This is a genomic window from Natronobacterium gregoryi SP2, from assembly GCF_000230715.2.
GTDB lineage: Archaea > Halobacteriota > Halobacteria > Halobacteriales > Natrialbaceae > Natronobacterium > Natronobacterium gregoryi.
On sequence record NC_019792.1, the window covers coordinates 3,041,956 to 3,059,180 of the forward strand.

Genomic DNA, 17,225 nt, shown 5'->3' on the forward strand with positions numbered 1-17,225 from the left:
GTCGTTCGTTCGGATATGAGGAACGTAACTCTTGCTTTTGCGGTAGGTCACCGAATCGATACTAATTCCATACGCACGTCTGCATGGTTGGATTCCGAGACCCGGTCAGTTCGGTACTGCGGATACAGCATCTGCTGCCGTCGTTCCGACCTGTTCGTAAAAGTGTCCTCGAAGACTGTCAGTGTGCTGTGACATCTGTGTCACGACCACGGTACGGTTTGACTCGACGGTGAATACGATATCGAGGTCCAGTTCGAAGAACGATCCCCGCATAATGAACTTCGTTTTGTCGTACAGATCTTCGTGGCTCGGTGAAACCTTCCGACAGACGTAGCCGGAGCGGTTCCGGAGAACTACTTTCAGCTCTTCCGGCGTGAGATAGCGGTCGCGCTTCTTACGCGCCGTTTTGGTGACGTGAATTGTATCGAGTGGCGACATAGTGAACACAGACGAATCAGTTCGTCTTCTCTCTGACCTCGTCACTGCTGACTTACTCGACTACGAGCATTAGTGTTTTCCATCTAATCAAATAGTTAGTCACGTCTAACACATTGCCGATTCTCAGTTCCGGTTCGAACGAACAGAACTCAGTACGGTACGTTTCGCTGGGTAGTCCTCTCTAATCCCTTGGGCGTCGCTACAGCTCTGAACGACACTCTACACCCCCTTTTCGCCTCTCTCGAACGTGACGGGCAACTCGAGACGCACCCGGTAGAGAGAACAAAGACGGCCGACGGTGGCCCTCATACTGTCAGACAGAAGTCAATACGATGTCGGTCCGGGTTCGCGGCCGTCTCCACCGGCGGCCCCAGCAGAGCGACCGATCGGCACGTCGTTCTGTCCAGCAGTAGCAGCGACCGGTCGATGGTCCTCCCCACGAGTACCGTCACGTCGTGGGGATCGAGGCCGATCACACACCGTCGCCGGACACTCGAAGCAGACGGTGACGTTCGGAGTCGGCTCGAGGAAGTTCGAGACCTTCGATTCGACTAGTCTCGTCCACGACGATCCCCAGTCGGGCACTTCAGTCGAACGGGTTGCCGCCGTCGGCTTCAGACCGATAGTCTCGTCGAACGAGAGTTCGGACGCCGCGAGGACGCCGCTCCGGCGGGGAGCGCGAACGGGATAGCAACGACCCCCACGTGGGCACGGTGAGTGCAATCGCCACAGTCAGCGGCCCGAGGTCCCTGCTTGCTGGTGGGACGAGTGATAGGTGAGAGGGCCGGCTAGTGCTCGCGTCTCGTCTCAGCCGCCGTACACCGACGGAATCATCCGCACTACGGACGCTTCGTCGAGTTCCGTCTCGAGGCCGTCGAGGTGACCGACGTTTCGTTCGTCGACGGTAACGACCGTATCACCCGCCAGCCCCTTCTCGTCGTCGGCGAGCAGTTCACCCTCGAGGTCGGAGTACGTCACCTCCAGATCCGCGAGGAGGTCGCCGACCGTTGCCGGTTCGGCGTCGACCTCGTGGTAGACGCTCTTCTCGCCGACAGCGTCCCGGAACGGGCCGAAGAAGACGCACTCGAGTTGCACGGCGCGACGTTCGTCGGGGTCGACCTTGTAGCCGACGGTTCGTTCCGGTGAACCGCCGCGGGGTCGCGTGGTTCGAGGCGTGAAGCGTCTCGTCGTCAAGCGAGGCCAGCGGTCTCGCTCAGCCGGTCGTTGGTCGCGTTGATCGCCATCTCGTCCAAGACGCCGACGCGTTCCCACTCGACGTAGGACTGCTGGGCGAGTTTGTGATGAAACAGTTCCTCGAAGTCGTCGATGTGGTCGACACTGGTGGTCTCCATGTGTGACCGGCCGACGAACAGATCCATCGTCGTGGGCCCGAACACGCAGGGCTCGATATCGGCGTCAGACACCGTGTGGCGGCGATACACGAGTAGGAGAAGCGTCAGAACGAGACGCTCTCGAGATCGATCCAGACCGGTTCGGGAACCGACTCGCCCGAGACGGCAGCGTCGCCGCGGTCGTCGTCCTCTCCGTCCCCCAAGACGACGACTCCCTCCGCGAGCAGCGGTGCGATCACGCCAGCGACGACGGTCCGTAGATCGGAGAGTGGTCCACGAACGACGACGCGGTCCTCGGCCTCGAGGCCGCACTCGTCGATCACGTCTCGAGCAGCCTGGAGGATGTCGGCGTGGGTCAGGGTCCGGTCGCCGTCGGTCAGCATCGCCGTCTCGGGGTCGATAGAGAGCGGCGGGAACGCCGGGTTCTCGCTCCAGAGACCGGCGTCGAAGTGGTGGACGTCCGGCGCGTCGGGTTTTCGCCCGTAGCCGACTTTCTGGGCACCTCGTGGAAGGTCGTACGCGCCGTTCTCGAGGAGGTCGACGGGTGCAACGAGCGTCCGGAACGCGTCCTCGTCGGCGAGGTCGGTCGGCGGATCGAACCTGGTCGTCCCCTCGAGCAGCGTCGTCCCGAAGAAGGCGAGCAGAGCAAGCGGCCCGTCGCCGACGACGCCGACGGTGACGCCCTCGCGAACTCCCGAGTGCCGGAGGAAGTTCCCGGACTTCCAGGCAGAAGTACAGAGCCAGTGATAGTCGAACGGCTTCCCTGTCGCGTCGACGAGCGCCGTCCGGTCGTCACGAAGCTCGCGGGTGAGCAGATCGTCGACAGTCGCGGCGGTCATACCCGTAGCTCTCTCCCGGGAGGAAAAAAGGTCGCCGATCGCCCACGTGGGCGATCAGTCGTCCGCCGCGGCAGGCTCGGCGTGGTCGATGTCGGTTCCGAGCACCTCGAGGAACTCGGCGAGCCACTCGGGATGGTCCGGCCAGGCCTGCGCCGTCACGAGGTTTTCGTCGCGGGTGACGTCGTCTTCCCACTCGGCACCCGCGGCGATTACGTCGGCCTCGAGTGCCGGATACGCGGTACAGGTTCGGCCCTCAAGAACGTCGGCTGCCGCGAGTATCTGCAGGCCGTGGCACAGCGACGCGACGGGTTTCTCTGCCTCGAAGAAGTGCTGGACGATCTCGAGGACGTCGTCGTACGTCCGGAGGTACTCGGGGGCGCGGCCGCCGGGGACGACCAGCGCGTCGTACTCGGTCGGATCGACGGCGTCGAAGTCGTGATTTAGTTCGAACTCGTGGCCCGGCTTCTCGGTATACGTCTGGTCTCCCTCGAAGTCGTGGATCGCAGTCGGACAGCTGTCGCCGCCCTCTTTCTCCGGACACACCGTGTGGACGTCGTAGCCGATCATCTGGAGTGCCTGAAACGGTACCATTACCTCGTAATCCTCGACGAAGTCGCCGGCGAGGAGGAGTATCTGTTTGGTCATCGTCTTCCCGCGTGTTCGTTCGCCAACACGCGTCTTAAGATATGTTGGATGCCACCATGACACTCACAGAGACGAACGAAACGGCAGTGAATCAGCGGTAGAGAACCAGTGCCACGAGAACGAGCACGACGCCGAGGGCGACTGCCCCCGCACCGATCGTCACGTCGCCGGCAAGTGCAACGGCACCGCCGGAGACGACGCCGGCACCGCCACCGCCAGCGAGCGTCGGCATCACGAGAGCCGATCCCGAACTCGATCCGGCATCGGTCGGTCCGTCGCCGTCGTTCTCGGACTCGAGTGCAGCGACCGCCGCCGACAACGCTTCGAGATCGGCCTCGAGAGATCCGATCGATTCGGTTTCGTCCGCCAGATCGACGAGTTGCTGTGCCAGGTCCTCGAGTCGGTCGTCGTGCTCACCGAGTCGACCGTCGAACTCGTCGAATCGACCCTCGACGCCTTCGATGTCGTTTTCGACCGTCGCCGTCTCGTCCACGACCGTCTCGAGGCGTGCCGACAGTTCGTCGACGTCGTTCGCCAGCGACGACTCGATCGATTCCGCTCGTTCGGACAGTTCCGAAAGACGGCCGGAGACGCCGTCGATCCTGGCGTCCTGTGCGTCGAAGCGGTCGTCGAACTCCGAGACCTGCGTCTCGAAACCGTCGAGGTCGCCCTCGAGGGCCTCGACGTTACCAGCGACGGACTCGAGTCGGCTCGTCACCTCGTCGAGGTCATCGCCCAGCGACGACTCGAGGTCGGTAACTGTCGCCGATAGCTCCTCGAGATCGGTCTCGAGCGGCTCGATGTCGTCGACAGCCTCCGATAGCTCGTCGAATCTGGACTCGAGCGACTCGAGGGCCACAACCGTTTCCGTCACCTCTTCGAGATCGGCCTCGAGCGACCCGAGGCTCTCGATGGCTGTCGATATCGCTTCGATGTCGTCTGTGAGGTCGGCGATCTTGCCGTCGACGTCGTCGATACGGCCGTCCTGCTCGTCGACGCGCTCGGCGAACTCGGCAACGCGGTCGTCGACGTCTCCGAGGACACCCTCGAGCGTCTCCACGTCGCTCTCGAGGGAGGTCGTCTCGTCGGCGACGACCTCGAGCCGGGCCGTGGTCTCGTCGACGGTTCCCGACAGAGCCGTCACTCGCTCGGTGGTCGCTTCGATGGTGTCGTCCTGTCGTTCGAGTCGGGTGCCGTGCTCGGCGACCGAGTCCTCGAGCGTCTCCACGTCGCTCTCGAGAGCTTTTGTGTCTGATTCGATTGTCTTCAGTTGCTCTGGGACGTCCTCGATCGTCGCCGAGAGGTCCCCAATCCGGTCGGACGCCTCTGCGAGTCGCCCGTCGTGGTCGTCGAATCGCTCGTCGTGGTCGTCGAGTCGCCCGTCGTGGTCGTCGAATCGCTCGTCGTGGTCGTCGAGTCGCCCGTCGTGGTCGTCGAATCGCTCGTCGTGGTCGTCGAGTCGCCCGTCGTGGTCGTCGAATCGCTCGTCGTGGTCGTCGAATCGCTCGTCGTGGTCGTCGATCCGCCCGTCGTGGTCGTCGAGCCGCCCGTCGTGGTCGTCGAGCCGCCCGTCGTGCTTGTCGAGCCGCCCGTCGTAGTCCTCGAGTCGCCCGTCGTGATCTTCGAGCCGCCCGTCGTAGTTGTCGAGTCGCCCGTCGTGATCTTCGAGCCGCCCGTCGTGGTCACCGAGGCGCTCGTCGTGCTCGTCGAACTGGTCACCGTGCTTGGCGACCGTCTCCTCGAGTGCGCCGAGTTCGGTCTCGAACGTCTCGGCGTCGTTTGCGAGGTCTACAACCCGATCCGACAGCTCTTCGAGATCGTCCTCCAGTGGTTCGAGATCCGCGACCGTCTCCGACAGACCCGCGAAGTCGGCATCGAGCGACGCGAGATCGACCTCGAGCGCGTCAAGCGCGTCGGTCACGTTCTCGATCGTCTGCTCCTCTACCGTGGCGAGGTCGTCGGCCACCGTCGTCAGGCGGTCGTCCAGTTTCGCCATCTGCTCGCTCGAGGCGGCTCGATCCTCGAGAGCGACGAGGTCCGTGCGGATCGCGTCGGCCTCCTCGTCGATCGCCTCGAGTCGCTCCTCGTGTGCCGAAAGCTGGTCGAGCAGCGAGTCGAGCGCGTCGTTGGCCCGGTTTCGCCCGGCGGAGCCGCTGCCGTTGACGACGGTTGCGTCGTCGAACGAGATCGACTCACCACTCGAGTCGGTGATTCCGTTCTTATCGGCGTCTGGTTCCGCTCCGTCGTCCGCGTCGCTCACGTCGGTCCCATCGGCCGATTCGGTGGACTCGACGTTGGTTTCGGCGGGCCAGGCGCTAGTCCCGGCGTCGATGTCGTCTCGTGCGGCCGCGAACGCTCCACGGACGGCGCTCTCCGCCGGCTCGTCTGCCAACCGGACACCACGGATCGACAGCGGCAACCCCGCAGCGTCGATCCGCCCTCCGACGAGATACTCGAGCCCGTCGACCACGCCGTCACCACCGATCGCAATGGGGACAGCGACGCCGTCCTGGAGCGTGCCGTCGTCGGCGTGGTCCGCGAGGACGTCGACGAGTTCACCGACGAGTTCGTCGTAGGCGTCCGCGATCGCACCCTCGAGTTCACCTGTCGTTTCCGGGTCGAGTTCGAACGTCTCGAGTGTTTCGCGCACCGTCGACGGCGAGTAGTCGGTTTCGGTCGCGACGCGATCGACTACCCACGTGCTTCCGCGTGCGATCGAAAACGAACGGGACGGAACACCGTAGTAGGCAAGCGAGAAACTCGTCCGCTGGCGCTCGATGCAGATGCCGATCCCGGTGTAGTTGTCGTCCGACAACTGATCGTAGACGACGGCAAATCCCTTGCCGATCGGCGTCGGCTCGAACCCATGTCCGGCTAGCACCGACTCGATCGTCTCACGGTGGCCAACACTCGAGACATCATCTGCGGCCAGCGGTTCCGGCGTCGCGTACCGGACGCGGTCACTGTCTTCCCTTTCTTGTCTCTCTTCTCTCTTTTCCCCCTCGAGCAGGTCCGGAAGTGCCGCTTCGAGCAGCGCTTCGGCGTCGGTATCGTCGTCGAAGACACCACGATCGAACGGAACGCGCCCTTCGAGCGAGGCGACCGGCGGAGCAGCCGACTCGACCACTGGCTCTCCGGATCGCTCGGTCGCTGATCGTATCGCACTCGGCGAAATATCGAGACCGTATCCCATGCGCTCGAAGAGACAGTCCCTCCTATTGGTAGTTTGGCTTCGAATCCCCAGGACTGAAAATCGAGGCCGGTCGTGTTTACCGTCCGACACTGATGGCGAGTGGTATCGTCGAACTTGCTTTCGGCCGCGCTCCAATGGACGATATCGAGCGGCAGTGACGTCGAGGAAAACTTCAAAAAACACGTTTCCAGAATGCAAGGAGAATGCCCCGGGGCTTGACCCCGAGGCGATTCACCTCTCGAGGGCTTACGACTGTCGATGAATCGATCGAGAGCAAACGACGAGAGAACCGGGCGTCGCAAGTCGATGCTGTTCTGTCTCGAGTGTGACGACGCCAGTCCGATCGACGGCAACTGGCTCCGGTGCTTGCGGGACGAGCACGTGGCCTACGTCTGTCCCGGTTACGGGACGACAATCGTCGAGCAACCGTGAGATGGAGTGTAGCAACGACGTACTGGTGTCACCACTTCGGGGCGCGGTTGCACCGGCAATGGCGGACAGGAAACCGTATGGGACAGAGTGGTGTCGGCCAGTGACTGGACACTCGTAAACTGCCTCGTGCGTGTCCCGATGTTCGGTACAGTCAATCGCACTTGTGTGGCGTTCGCCCGAAGCACGCCGAACGACGAGCGACGAGCGGCTCAAGGCGTGACTCGGCGGGAGTCGTGTGACCAGTCGTGTTCTTCTGTCGGCCGTGCTCAGTACCAGCGAGCAGTTCCGAGCGTCGATGCCCGGAGACGTTTTCTCGAATTCACCCGTTATTTTTTGGGCGACTAAACTCCCCTCTCGCAGATATTGCCATATTACTTGACGATCGTCCAAGATAGAGGTAATTCTCGTATATTCGCCCACAACAGTAGAGTTTTAGTAGTGGGAATTGTTGTCTAACTCGAGCAAAAGATGGCAAACGGAAAGCTGACTTCGGCAGACAAGAAGGTACTGGACGAAATCGAGGAAAACGACGTCGACTTCCTCAGGCTCCAGTTCACAGACATCCTGGGAACGGTCAAAAACGTCGCCGTTCCGGCACGGCAGGCGGAGAAAGCCTTTACGGAGGGGATCTACTTCGACGGCTCCTCGATCGAGGGCTTCGTCCGTATCCAGGAATCGGACATGCGTCTGGTTCCCGACCCCGATACGTTTGCGATCCTCCCGTGGCGAGCGGACGAGGAGAGTGCTGCCGCCCGGATGATCTGTGACGTTTACGACACGTCGACGGACGAGCCCTTCGAGGGTGATCCGCGACACGTCCTCAAACAGGCGATAGACCGCGCCAAAGAGATGGGCTACGAGGTCAACTTCGCACCCGAACCCGAATTCTTCATGTTCGAAGAAGACGAGACGGGTCGCGCGACGACCGAGACCGCCGACCACGGCGGCTACTTCGACCTCGCGCCCAAAGACCTCGCCTCGGACGTCCGCCGGGACATCATCTACGGACTCGAGGACATGGGCTTCGAGATCGAGGCCAGCCACCACGAGGTCGCCCGCGGTCAGTACGAGATCAACTTCGAGTACGAGGACGCACTGGCGACCGCGGACAACGTCGCAACCTTCCGCACCGTCGTCCGTGCCATCGCCGCCCAGCATGACCTTCACGCGACCTTCATGCCAAAGCCGATCCCGAAGATCAACGGCTCGGGGATGCACACCCACATGTCGCTGCTGGAGGAAAGCGGCGAGAACGCCTTCCACGACGAGGACGACGAGTTCAACCTCAGCGACACCGCACGGTCGTATCTCGCGGGCGTCCTCGAGCACGCTCCCGCGATCACGGCAGTCGCGAACCCAACGGTAAACAGCTACAAGCGCCTGGTGCCAGGCTACGAGGCACCAGTCTACGTCGCCTGGTCCGACCGCAATCGGTCGGCGCTCGTCCGCAAGCCCGCAGCACGCGTCCCCGCAGCCAGCCGCATCGAACTGCGCTCGCCAGACCCCTCGTGTAACCCTTATCTCGCTTTCGCCGTCATGATCCACGCCGGTCTCGACGGGATCGAACGCGACCTCGAGTGTCCGGACCCGATCAGGGAGAACATCTACGAGTTCGACGAGCAAAAGCGCAAGGAGTACGGCATCGACACGCTCCCCTCGAACCTCGGCGAGGCCGTCGACGCCCTGGAGAAAGACGAAATCATCTACGAGGCGCTGGGTGATCACGTCGCACCGAAGTTCGTCGAAGCAAAAAGCCAGGAGTTCGAGGAGTACCTCGTCGACGTCTCCGAGTGGGAGATTGACCGCTACCTCGAGACGTTCTGAACCGACGCACACGGGCCATTTCGCCCTCTCTCCTGCCAGCTTTCTTGCCACACCGACCACCAGTGAGTGGCTACGCTGGGAGTGCACCGACAGAGAATCGTACGCAACGACATCCGCTTCGCTGCATTTCTCGACCAGTCCGTGACTCGAGCGCGAGTCCAGCACGCACAGCGTCTCGAACAGCGGGTTCTCCGTGAGCCGTTGCTGTAGCTGTCTCGTCACTCGAGTGGGCTCTCACTACAAGACGGTACGCCGATTGGGTCGTCTCGTCGTCTGCGCTGTGGGCACAGTGACCAAGCGCCGAGAGACGGCTTTACGGTCGTCGCCACCGATAGCTCACACGAATGACTGACGCCGTTAGCGAGTCCGGCAGCGAGAAACCGACGCCACCAGCGGCCCTCGAAGACGACCTCCGGGAGGCACTCGAGACGCTTTCGGAGCGAGAGCTGGAGACGATCGACGCCGTCGCGACCTACGCCGCCGAACTGGCTGCGTGGGCCGAGACGACCAAGCGGGCCGCCACACGTCCCGACGGTGTCCCGGAGCGAGCGACCGTCTCGGAGACCGAAATCGGGGGAACGACCTACCGCTACTACCAGTGGCGCAAAGGCGACGACATCAGATCGGAGACGGTCGAACTCGAGTGACGTACTGCCGTCGGGAACACTGTCCGTCGATTTCGTCGCCATCGCGGTCGGGGAGTGATACGGTTTACTGTAGGTCATTTTCGGCACAACCGCGACCCGGGCGGCGGTTGCGCCGGTAAATCGTTACAGTAATCCGTATGAGACGGTTTGCTGTCCGCCATTTCTGGCGCGACCGCAGAAGTTCGCGGTCGCGCCGGGACATCGGTACAGCGTTCCATCTGAGATCGACGACAAACCCGGCCAGGGTTCGTCTTATTCGGTGTGACGTTCGCGTTACTTTTCGCGCACGTCACACGGATTCACTGCTCGAGGTCGCCCGTCTCGGCGTCCAGCACGCGGAGTTCGTTCCGCCCCGTGATGTCGTAGTAGAGGGCGACCTCGTTGCCGTCCGGCGCGACGGTCGGGAGGGGTGGGAGTTCCTCGAGCGACTCGTCGACTGTGTCGAGCATCCGACTCCCTCTCTCCGAACGCACGCAAAATTTCAGTTCCAGTGACCGATCGAACGTATCGGCAGGGCACACAGACGTCCCGCCGGAGTCGCTGTCTCCTGGGGGCCCAGGACGCCGCTGAACGTGGGTTCGTCGCTCGAACTGCTGTCCGCGTACCGACGTCGACGGTCCTACCAGTCCCGGCACTCACGAACGTGGTCGAAAACCCACAAATCCTTTTGGCCACACGAGTCCTACGGTGAACTATGTACGTACGGGACGCGAAAAACAGGGAAGAAGTCTGGCTACTCGATCACATCGAGTCGATGGGGCTCGACGATACGGCGTTCCGTTCCCGTGATTACGTCCTCGCGATCGACGAACACTCCGGCGAAAAGGCCGGCTTCGGCCGGATACGGATCCACAAGGTCGAGGGGGACGGCGACCGGGACGAGGTCTGTGAGCTCACGAGCATCGGCGTCCTCGAGGGCTGGCGCGGTCAGGGTGTCGGCGCACACGTCGTCGAACGTCTCGTCGAGTACGCAGGCGACGACGGATTCGAGACGGTCTACGCGCTAACCGGTGAAGGGGCATACCTCGCCCAGTTTGGCTTCCAACGGATGGAGGAGTCCGTGCTCCCAGCACCGCTTCGAGAGCGACTGGACGCAAAGCGCAACGGGGTCGACCCGGATGCAGTGGCGTACGCGCTTGCCGTCGACGAGTTCCGGATGCCCCAGCGACTTCGGGAGGCGTTCAAACACGCACCCGAGCAGCGGTCGGAGGACGGCGACGAGGAATCCCCAGAGGACTTCGGAATCGACCCCGATTCAGCGACCTACAAGTACGACACCGGACAGTAGTGCCCGACCCCGCCGTCGGTCACGAGTTGTCGCCCTGTGTTCTAACCCTTCAATTATAGCGGGTTCATGAACCTTGAAGCCATCTCCCACCAACAGTAACTACAATGTTCGATTCTGACGAACTCGAGGAGATCCGTGCCAGCAAAGAGGAGTGGCACGAGGAAGAAGTAGAGCCGGTCCTCGAGCACTTCGGTGAGCGCACGGAGATATTCACCACGGACACAGGGGGACAGGAAGTCGACCGGCTCTACACGCCGGACGATGTCGCGGATCTCGACTACGAGGCGGATCTGGGGAACCCGGGTGAACCGCCGTATACGCGCGGGGTATATTCGACCGGCTACCGTGGTCGGCTGTGGACGATGCGCCAGTACGCCGGGTTCTCGACGCCCGAAGACACTAACGAGCGCTATCACTACCTGCTCGATCAGGGCCAGACCGGGCTCTCGATGGCCTTCGACCTGCCGACCCAGATGGGCTACGATTCCGACGCCGGAATGGCGGCCGGCGAGGTCGGGAAGGCCGGTGTCGCGATCGACTCGCTTTCGGACATGGAGACTGTCTTCGACGGCATTCCGTTGGGCGAAGTCTCGACCTCGATGACGATCAACGCGCCGGCCTCGGTTCTGCTGGCGATGTACATCGCGGTCGGCGACGAGCAAGGCGTCGACCGCGCCGAGTTGCGGGGGACGATCCAGAACGACCTCCTCAAAGAGTACATCGCGCGAAACACCTACATTTACCCGCCCGAACCCTCGATGCGGATCATCACTGACATCTTCGAGTTCTGTGCCGCGGAGACGCCGAAGTTCAACACGATCTCTATCTCGGGCTATCACATCCGCGAGGCTGGTTCGACGGCCGCCCAGGAACTGGCTTTCACGCTGGGCAACGGCATCGAGTACGTCGAAGCCGCACTCGACGCCGGCCTCGACGTCGACGAGTTCGCGCCCCAGCTTTCTTTCTTTTTCAACGGCCACAACAACATCTTCGAGGAGGTCGCGAAGTTCCGCGCCGCCCGCCGGATGTGGCACGACATCATGGAAGAGCGGTTCGACGCCGACGATCCCAACTCCAAACAGCTCAAGTTCCACACCCAGACAGCCGGCTCGATGCTGACTGCCCAACAGATCGAGAACAACGTCGTCCGCGTCGCCTACCAGGCGCTTGCAGCCGTCCTCGGAGGGACCCAGAGCCTTCACACGAACGGGAAAGACGAGGCACTCGCGTTGCCTACCGAAGAGTCCGTGCGCACGGCATTGCGTACCCAGCAAATCCTCGCCCACGAATCCGGCGCGGCCGACACCATCGACCCGCTTGCCGGCAGCTACTACGTCGAGTCACTAACCGACGAGGTCGAGGAAGAAGCCTACGAGATCTTGGAGGAAGTCGACGACCGCGGCGGCATGCTGGAAGCCGTCGAACAACAGTGGGTGCAGCGTCAGATCCAGGACACTGCCTTCGACCGCCAGAAGGAGATCGAAGAGAAAGAACGCATCATCGTCGGCGTCAACGAGTTCGAGATCGAGGACGCAGAACCCGAGATGGACGTCCAGGAAGTCACCGAGGAAGACGAACAACGGCAAGTCGACAGTCTCGAGTCCGTCCGCGAGGACCGCGACGACGAGGCCGTCGACGCCGCGCTCGAGGAACTGCGCGACGCGGCCCGCGGCGACGAAAACCTCATGCCGTACATCATCAGCGCGGTGAAGGCCTACGCGACGGTCGGCGAGATCTGTAACGTGTTTCGCGAGGAGTTCGGCGAGCACCAGCCCGGAAGCGCGATGTAGGAAAGGCCCCGCGGCTGTCTCCCCTCGAACTCGTCTTACAGTACGATCGGGTCGATTCCCGAAAGCGCAACGACGCCACCGGAACCTGTCACTGCGAACGGACCACTGCCAGCCGTTTTCGACGCAACCGCGGCGGCAGAGTGGCGATTACGTCAAAAAGGCGTTACTGCAACCCGCTCACTCTGTGTCGGACTCGGTCGTCTCGAGGTCGTTGAACCGCTCCGAGAGTTCGGACGCCTGCATGGCGAGTTGCCTGGTCCGATCGGAGACGTTCGCCATCGAACTCGTCTGCTCCTCGGCAGCAGCCGCGACGTTCTCCGCCTCGGCCGTCGTTTCCTCGCTGATGGTCGCGGTTTCGTCGACCATCGAGGAGACCGCTTCCAGCGAGGCGGCCTGATCGTCTGTCGCGTCGGCGATTTCCTGAATGCCGACGTTCGTCTCGTCGGCGTACTGTGTGATCTGGTCGAGTTCCTCGACCGCGTCGTCGACCTGGTCGATCGCGTCGTCGATCCGTTCGCTCGTCATCTCGACGGTCTCGACCGACGTCTCGGTCTGAGCCCTGATCCGCTCCAGTCGTTGTTCGACCTCGTCGGCAGCCGCCTTTGTGTCGCCCGCGAGCTCTTTGACTTCCTGTGCGACGACGCTGAAGCCGCGGCCGGCGTTGCTGTTCCCTTCGGCGCGGGCGGCCTGGACGTTCGCATTGAGCGCGAGGAGGCCCGTGTCGTCCGCGATAGTCGATATCTGACTGATCAGCTCGTCGACGTGGGCGACCTCGGCCTCCAGGTCACGGATCTCCGAGACGGCTACCTCGGAACTCTCGCCGATCTCGTCCATCTCCGAGGCAGCCTTCGAGGCCGCTTTCTGGCCGGACTCGGCCGCCTCTGACGTCTGTTTTCCGAGGTCAACGACCTCGCTGGAGGAAGCAGCGATCTCCTCAGTCGTCGCCGACAGACCACTCAGTTCGTTGGCGGCGCTTTGGAGTGCGTCGTGTTGCTGGGACGCACCGTCGGAGATCTCCTGGACCGACTCCGCGACGCGCTCGCTCGCGTCACGGACTTCCTGGCTTCCGGCCGTCACGTCCTGGCTCTCTGCGGCGACCGCCCCGGCGAACTCGCTTACCTCGCCGATCATGTGATCGATCTCGGCGATCATCTCGTTGTACGCGGTGCCGATCTCTTCCATTGCCTCGTTCTGACTCTTCGAATCGACACGTCTGGTCAGGTCGCCGTTTGCAGCCGCCTCCATCGCATCGCGGTACGCGTTCGCTTTCGTCTGGAGGTGCTCGAGGAGTTCCTCAGCCGACTGACGAGCCGCTTCGGCCTCTTGCTGGGCCGCTTCTGCGGTCTCTTTTGCTTGCTCGGCCTCCTCGGTCTTGCGCTCGGCCCGCTTTCGGGCCTCCTCGGACTCCTCGATCCGATCAACCATCGACGTTCGCATGTCGTCGATCGAGTGATAGAGCGTGCCGAGTTCGTCCCGCCGATCGGACTCGAGGACGACATCGTATTCGCCGGCTCTGACCCGCTCGGCTCGCTCCGACAGCGTGGTGATCGATTTCGCCGTGTTCCGGCCGATAGTCCCGCCGACGAAGACGACCCCGACGAGTGCGAGACCGATGAACAGCAAGATTCCACGCTGGATGTCGCTGCTCAACTGATAGGCGTTCTCGCTTGGTGCGTGCGTAATGACGACCCAGTCGCTTCCCTCGACCGGAGCGTACGCGGCGACGTGTTCGTCCTCGAGTTCGGACTGTTTCGTCGCCTCCTCGAGGAAGCCGCTGTTTCCATCGAGGCCGTCTCTGAGCTCCGGGATGTCCCGCTGGGTCGCGTTGGGGACGTACGATCCGAGTTCGCCGTCGCCAGCGTCGGCGTGATTCGAGAACAGGACCTGTGTGGAGCCGCCGGTTGCCCGAATTACCTCGGTAAACGTCTCCTCGACCGAACTGTCGAAGTTCTCGTCGACCGCCGATGCGTCGACGGTCATCACGAGGACCCAGCCTGGCTCCTGTGGGACGGGACTCATGAACGTGATGACGGTCGAGCCGTCATCGTCGGTGTACGGCTCAGAGGTGACGACGTCGTCGTAGCCGCTGAACGCCGTCTGTGTGATCCACGGTTCGTCGCTGACGCTTTCGCCGATATGGGAGTCGTCGGTGCTTGCGAGGGTGACCTCGTCGATAGTGTTGACGAGACGAAGCGTCTCGACGCGGGCGGGGAGGTGTGATTCTTGCTCCCTGACGAGATACTCCTGGACTGTGTCTGGCTCGTCAGCGAACGAGGGATGGTCGGAGATCAGCCGCGTCGGCAACTCGTTGCTCTCGATCCACTCGCCCAACTGCGCGGCATCGGCCTCGGCCTCGACGGTCAGCCCTTCCTCGACGTCTCTGTCGAGCGTGTTTGCCGCGTCGCCGTGGACGTAGACGCCCGCGATGCTGATGACGACGATGATCACCAACAGCGCGAGTGCGAACTTTGCGAGGTACGACGACCGGATACGATCGACGACGCCATCGGCGGGGTCGTTCTCGTCGCTCATCGCTCAGATCAGCCCCTGTTCGGTGAGAAACGAGGTCGCGACGTCTTGGGGATCTTCGCCGTCGACGTCGACTCGTGCGTTCAGTTCCTGCATCGTTCTGGGACCGCCGATTGCCGAACCAATCCGGTTCAGCTCGTCCCGAACGTCCGGCGAACTCGCCTCCTCGGAAATAACCGGAATCGGGTTATACGCCGGCCAGAAGTGGTCGTCGTCCTCGAGCAGTTCGAGTTCGTACGTCGCGAGTTGTGCGTTCGTGCTGTAGGCGACACCGAGATCGGCGGTCCCGAGTTCGACTTCGTCGTAGGTCAGACCGACGTTGACGACGACGACGCCGTCTGCTTGCTCCCACTCCGCGAGCGCTTCGTCGTCGAAGTCGTAGTGATCGACCAACCCGGGCCAGCCGTCGTTTCGCTCGTAGAAGTCGTCTTCCACGGCGACCGACAGATCGTAGTTACCGTCGTCGACGTACGCCGCGAGATCGCTGAGCGTCTCGATCCCAGTCTCGGCGATCGTCTCCTGATGGGTGACGAGTGCCCAGGTGTTTTCGAACGGCGCCATATCGAGTACCTCGAGGTCGTGTTCGGCCTCTGCCTCCTCTTTGACGGCTTCGTACTGTTCTTCCTGACCGATAACTGGCTCGTCGTTCTGGGGTGGGTTCGTGAGCCACAGCGTCCCGGTATAGTCCCAGTAGAAGTCGATGGTGCCGTCCTCGAACGCGCCCCACGTCTCCGCGTTGTTGCCGTAGTTTGTCTCGTCGACCACGCTGGCGTCGGTGTTCGCGTCGAGTAGCTCGTACGCCATGTAGCTCAAGAGAATCGATTCGGTGAAGTTCTTCGACCCGACTACGACCTCGAGCGAGTCGCCCCCGTTCACACTCGAGTTCTCGACAGCGGAACAGCCTGCAAGCAGCCCCGCACTGGCGACTGCTCCCCCAGCAGAGAGGAGCGATCGGCGCGAAAATACATCAGTTTTATATTTAGTCATATCTCTAGATATTTCTGGCGAAAGCGTAAATTAGTAGTGGCCGATAACGGCACTAGAGTGCCCTAATTGTTGCTTCAGAACAACATATGCAGATATTAGTGAGTGACCATACCAGAATCGATAGTATATGTAATCATACTATTATAGAAAAGTATAATATTACTATTGCCACTGGTGGCGACGAGACTGGACTGCCCGCACTTCGAACGACGGCGTGAACTTCCGGAGGTGAAGGGACTGAACTGGCCCCGACTCGTGGTAGACTCGCTCCCAAACGAAACAAGTGTTTCTCGCCGTCCAAGGTCCGCTCGAACTGGCGGCCGGTCTCGGTCACGTGGCGATCACCCGTGAGTTCAAGCCGACGGGGGACGATTCACCCGGCATGGTACTGGGACCGGACGAGTCGGCGGTAACCGTCTCCACCGATGGCCCCGAAATCCCGACGCTCGGCTTCGGGACGGCACGCATGACCGGTGGCGACTGTAAACGTGCCGTCGAAACCGCCCTCGAGGTCGGCTATCGCCATATCGACACCGCTCAGATGTACGACAACGAGGCGGCCGTCGGGGAGGCGATCGCCGACAGCGATGTCGACCGCGATGACGTGTTCGTCTGCACGAAGGTTCATCCCGACAACGCGACCCGCGAGAACGTGCTCGCCTCGACGCGGGCCAGCCTCGAGCGACTCGGCGTCGCGACGGTCGACTTGCTCCTGTTGCACGCGCCGAGCGATCGTGTGCCACTCGAGGAGACTCTCGGCGCGATGAACGACCTCCAGTCCGAGGACGTCGTCGACCACATCGGCGTCAGCAACTTCGGGGTCGACGACCTCGAGCGCGCCCGCAACCTGTCGGAGACACCGATCGTGACGAACCAGGTGAAATACCACCCCTACCATCATCAAGACGACCTGCTCGAGTATTGTACCGACGAGAGCGTCTGCCTGACGGCCCACACTCCGCTGGCAGAAGGTGCGGTCCCCGGCGATGACCGACTCGAAGAGATCGGCAAAGCGTACGGCAAGTCCGCCGCGCAGGTGGCGCTGCGATGGCTCGTCCAGCAGCCGCCGGTGGTCGCGATTCCGAAGGCCTCACGTCCCAAACACGCCGAAGCCAACGCCGCCATCTTCGAGTTCGAACTCACCGACGAAGAGATGGACGCGGTCGGCGATCTGGGTGGTGGTCACTGGAGCCAGTTGGCGGCGCGACTCGGTTTGCGGTGACTCTCGCCGCGAAGTCACGTACACGACGGAAAACCAGCA

General features: G+C 62.3%; 15 protein-coding genes. 6 read left to right on the forward strand and 9 right to left on the reverse strand.

Features of this window, described 5'->3' with window-relative positions:
- Positions 1–105 precede the first annotated feature (105 nt).
- The 6 genes from NATGR_RS20690 to NATGR_RS15095 form a co-directional block, all read right to left on the reverse strand.
- Complete coding sequence (locus NATGR_RS20690) at positions 106–438, reverse strand: hypothetical protein (protein WP_005580898.1); 333 nt, start codon at positions 436–438, stop codon at positions 106–108.
- A gap of 807 nt (positions 439–1,245) precedes the next feature.
- Positions 1,246–1,533, reverse strand: a complete 288-nt coding sequence (locus NATGR_RS15075; RefSeq protein WP_015233766.1) for a MoaD/ThiS family protein — start codon at positions 1,531–1,533, stop codon at positions 1,246–1,248.
- A gap of 95 nt (positions 1,534–1,628) precedes the next feature.
- Complete coding sequence (locus NATGR_RS15080) at positions 1,629–1,862, reverse strand: hypothetical protein (RefSeq protein WP_081583111.1); 234 nt, start codon at positions 1,860–1,862, stop codon at positions 1,629–1,631.
- Between the two features lie 32 nt (positions 1,863–1,894).
- A complete protein-coding gene (locus tag NATGR_RS15085; protein WP_005580905.1) occupies positions 1,895–2,629 on the reverse strand; it encodes a hypothetical protein in 735 nt (244 codons plus the stop codon).
- 54 nt (positions 2,630–2,683) lie between these two features.
- Positions 2,684–3,274, reverse strand: a complete 591-nt coding sequence (locus NATGR_RS15090; protein ID WP_005580906.1) for a DJ-1/PfpI family protein — start codon at positions 3,272–3,274, stop codon at positions 2,684–2,686.
- 91 nt (positions 3,275–3,365) lie between these two features.
- Positions 3,366–6,467, reverse strand: coding sequence for a disk-shape morphogenesis protein volactin (locus NATGR_RS15095; protein WP_015233768.1), 3,102 nt, complete (start codon positions 6,465–6,467; stop codon positions 3,366–3,368).
- A 258-nt stretch (positions 6,468–6,725) separates the two neighbouring features.
- Here NATGR_RS15095 and NATGR_RS19990 point away from each other — a divergent pair, with 258 nt between their 5' ends.
- From NATGR_RS19990 to NATGR_RS15105, 3 genes are all read left to right on the forward strand, one after another.
- On the forward strand, positions 6,726–6,899 hold the full coding sequence (locus tag NATGR_RS19990; RefSeq protein WP_005580908.1) for a hypothetical protein: 174 nt from the start codon (positions 6,726–6,728) through the stop codon (positions 6,897–6,899).
- Between the two features lie 468 nt (positions 6,900–7,367).
- Entirely contained in the window at positions 7,368–8,723 is a 1,356-nt protein-coding gene (glnA, locus tag NATGR_RS15100) for a type I glutamate--ammonia ligase (protein ID WP_005580909.1), read from the forward strand.
- A gap of 344 nt (positions 8,724–9,067) precedes the next feature.
- Positions 9,068–9,370, forward strand: coding sequence for a hypothetical protein (locus tag NATGR_RS15105; RefSeq protein WP_005580910.1), 303 nt, complete (start codon positions 9,068–9,070; stop codon positions 9,368–9,370).
- A gap of 299 nt (positions 9,371–9,669) precedes the next feature.
- On the opposite strand, the gene NATGR_RS15110 is transcribed toward NATGR_RS15105, so the two are convergent.
- A complete protein-coding gene (locus NATGR_RS15110; RefSeq protein ID WP_005580911.1) occupies positions 9,670–9,819 on the reverse strand; it encodes a hypothetical protein in 150 nt (49 codons plus the stop codon).
- Between the two features lie 245 nt (positions 9,820–10,064).
- Here NATGR_RS15110 and NATGR_RS15115 point away from each other — a divergent pair, with 245 nt between their 5' ends.
- Positions 10,065–10,658 (forward strand): GNAT family N-acetyltransferase, encoded by a 594-nt coding sequence (locus NATGR_RS15115; RefSeq protein ID WP_005580912.1) that lies wholly within the window; start codon positions 10,065–10,067, stop codon positions 10,656–10,658.
- Positions 10,659–10,762: 104 nt separating this feature from the next.
- Complete coding sequence (locus NATGR_RS15120) at positions 10,763–12,448, forward strand: acyl-CoA mutase large subunit family protein (RefSeq protein WP_005580914.1); 1,686 nt, start codon at positions 10,763–10,765, stop codon at positions 12,446–12,448.
- A 177-nt stretch (positions 12,449–12,625) separates the two neighbouring features.
- Here the strand turns inward: NATGR_RS15120 and NATGR_RS15125 are convergent, their stop codons facing one another.
- The gene (locus NATGR_RS15125; protein WP_005580915.1) at positions 12,626–14,980 is read right to left on the reverse strand and encodes a methyl-accepting chemotaxis protein; all 2,355 of its coding nucleotides are present in this window, start codon (positions 14,978–14,980) and stop codon (positions 12,626–12,628) included.
- A 3-nt stretch (positions 14,981–14,983) separates the two neighbouring features.
- Positions 14,984–15,964: an ABC transporter substrate-binding protein gene (locus NATGR_RS15130; protein ID WP_015233769.1), complete on the reverse strand. Its 981-nt coding sequence runs from the start codon at positions 15,962–15,964 to the stop codon at positions 14,984–14,986.
- A 382-nt stretch (positions 15,965–16,346) separates the two neighbouring features.
- Between NATGR_RS15130 and NATGR_RS15135 the strand changes: the two genes are divergently transcribed.
- Positions 16,347–17,186: an aldo/keto reductase gene (locus NATGR_RS15135; protein WP_231990788.1), complete on the forward strand. Its 840-nt coding sequence runs from the start codon at positions 16,347–16,349 to the stop codon at positions 17,184–17,186.
- Positions 17,187–17,225 lie beyond the last annotated feature (39 nt).

Coding starts and splice junctions, on each gene's coding strand:
- NATGR_RS15085 (WP_005580905.1), bottom strand. CDS start 2,629: ATGACCGCCGCGACTGTCGACGATCTGCTCACCCGCGAGCTTCGTGAC.
- NATGR_RS15120 (WP_005580914.1), top strand. CDS start 10,763: ATGTTCGATTCTGACGAACTCGAGGAGATCCGTGCCAGCAAAGAGGAG.
- NATGR_RS15105 (WP_005580910.1), top strand. CDS start 9,068: ATGACTGACGCCGTTAGCGAGTCCGGCAGCGAGAAACCGACGCCACCA.
- NATGR_RS15130 (WP_015233769.1), bottom strand. CDS start 15,964: ATGACTAAATATAAAACTGATGTATTTTCGCGCCGATCGCTCCTCTCT.
- NATGR_RS15110 (WP_005580911.1), bottom strand. CDS start 9,819: ATGCTCGACACAGTCGACGAGTCGCTCGAGGAACTCCCACCCCTCCCG.
- NATGR_RS15095 (WP_015233768.1), bottom strand. CDS start 6,467: ATGGGATACGGTCTCGATATTTCGCCGAGTGCGATACGATCAGCGACC.
- NATGR_RS20690 (WP_005580898.1), bottom strand. CDS start 438: ATGTCGCCACTCGATACAATTCACGTCACCAAAACGGCGCGTAAGAAG.
- NATGR_RS15115 (WP_005580912.1), top strand. CDS start 10,065: ATGTACGTACGGGACGCGAAAAACAGGGAAGAAGTCTGGCTACTCGAT.
- NATGR_RS15125 (WP_005580915.1), bottom strand. CDS start 14,980: ATGAGCGACGAGAACGACCCCGCCGATGGCGTCGTCGATCGTATCCGG.
- NATGR_RS19990 (WP_005580908.1), top strand. CDS start 6,726: ATGAATCGATCGAGAGCAAACGACGAGAGAACCGGGCGTCGCAAGTCG.
- NATGR_RS15090 (WP_005580906.1), bottom strand. CDS start 3,274: ATGACCAAACAGATACTCCTCCTCGCCGGCGACTTCGTCGAGGATTAC.
- glnA (WP_005580909.1), top strand. CDS start 7,368: ATGGCAAACGGAAAGCTGACTTCGGCAGACAAGAAGGTACTGGACGAA.
- NATGR_RS15135 (WP_231990788.1), top strand. CDS start 16,347: ATGGTACTGGGACCGGACGAGTCGGCGGTAACCGTCTCCACCGATGGC.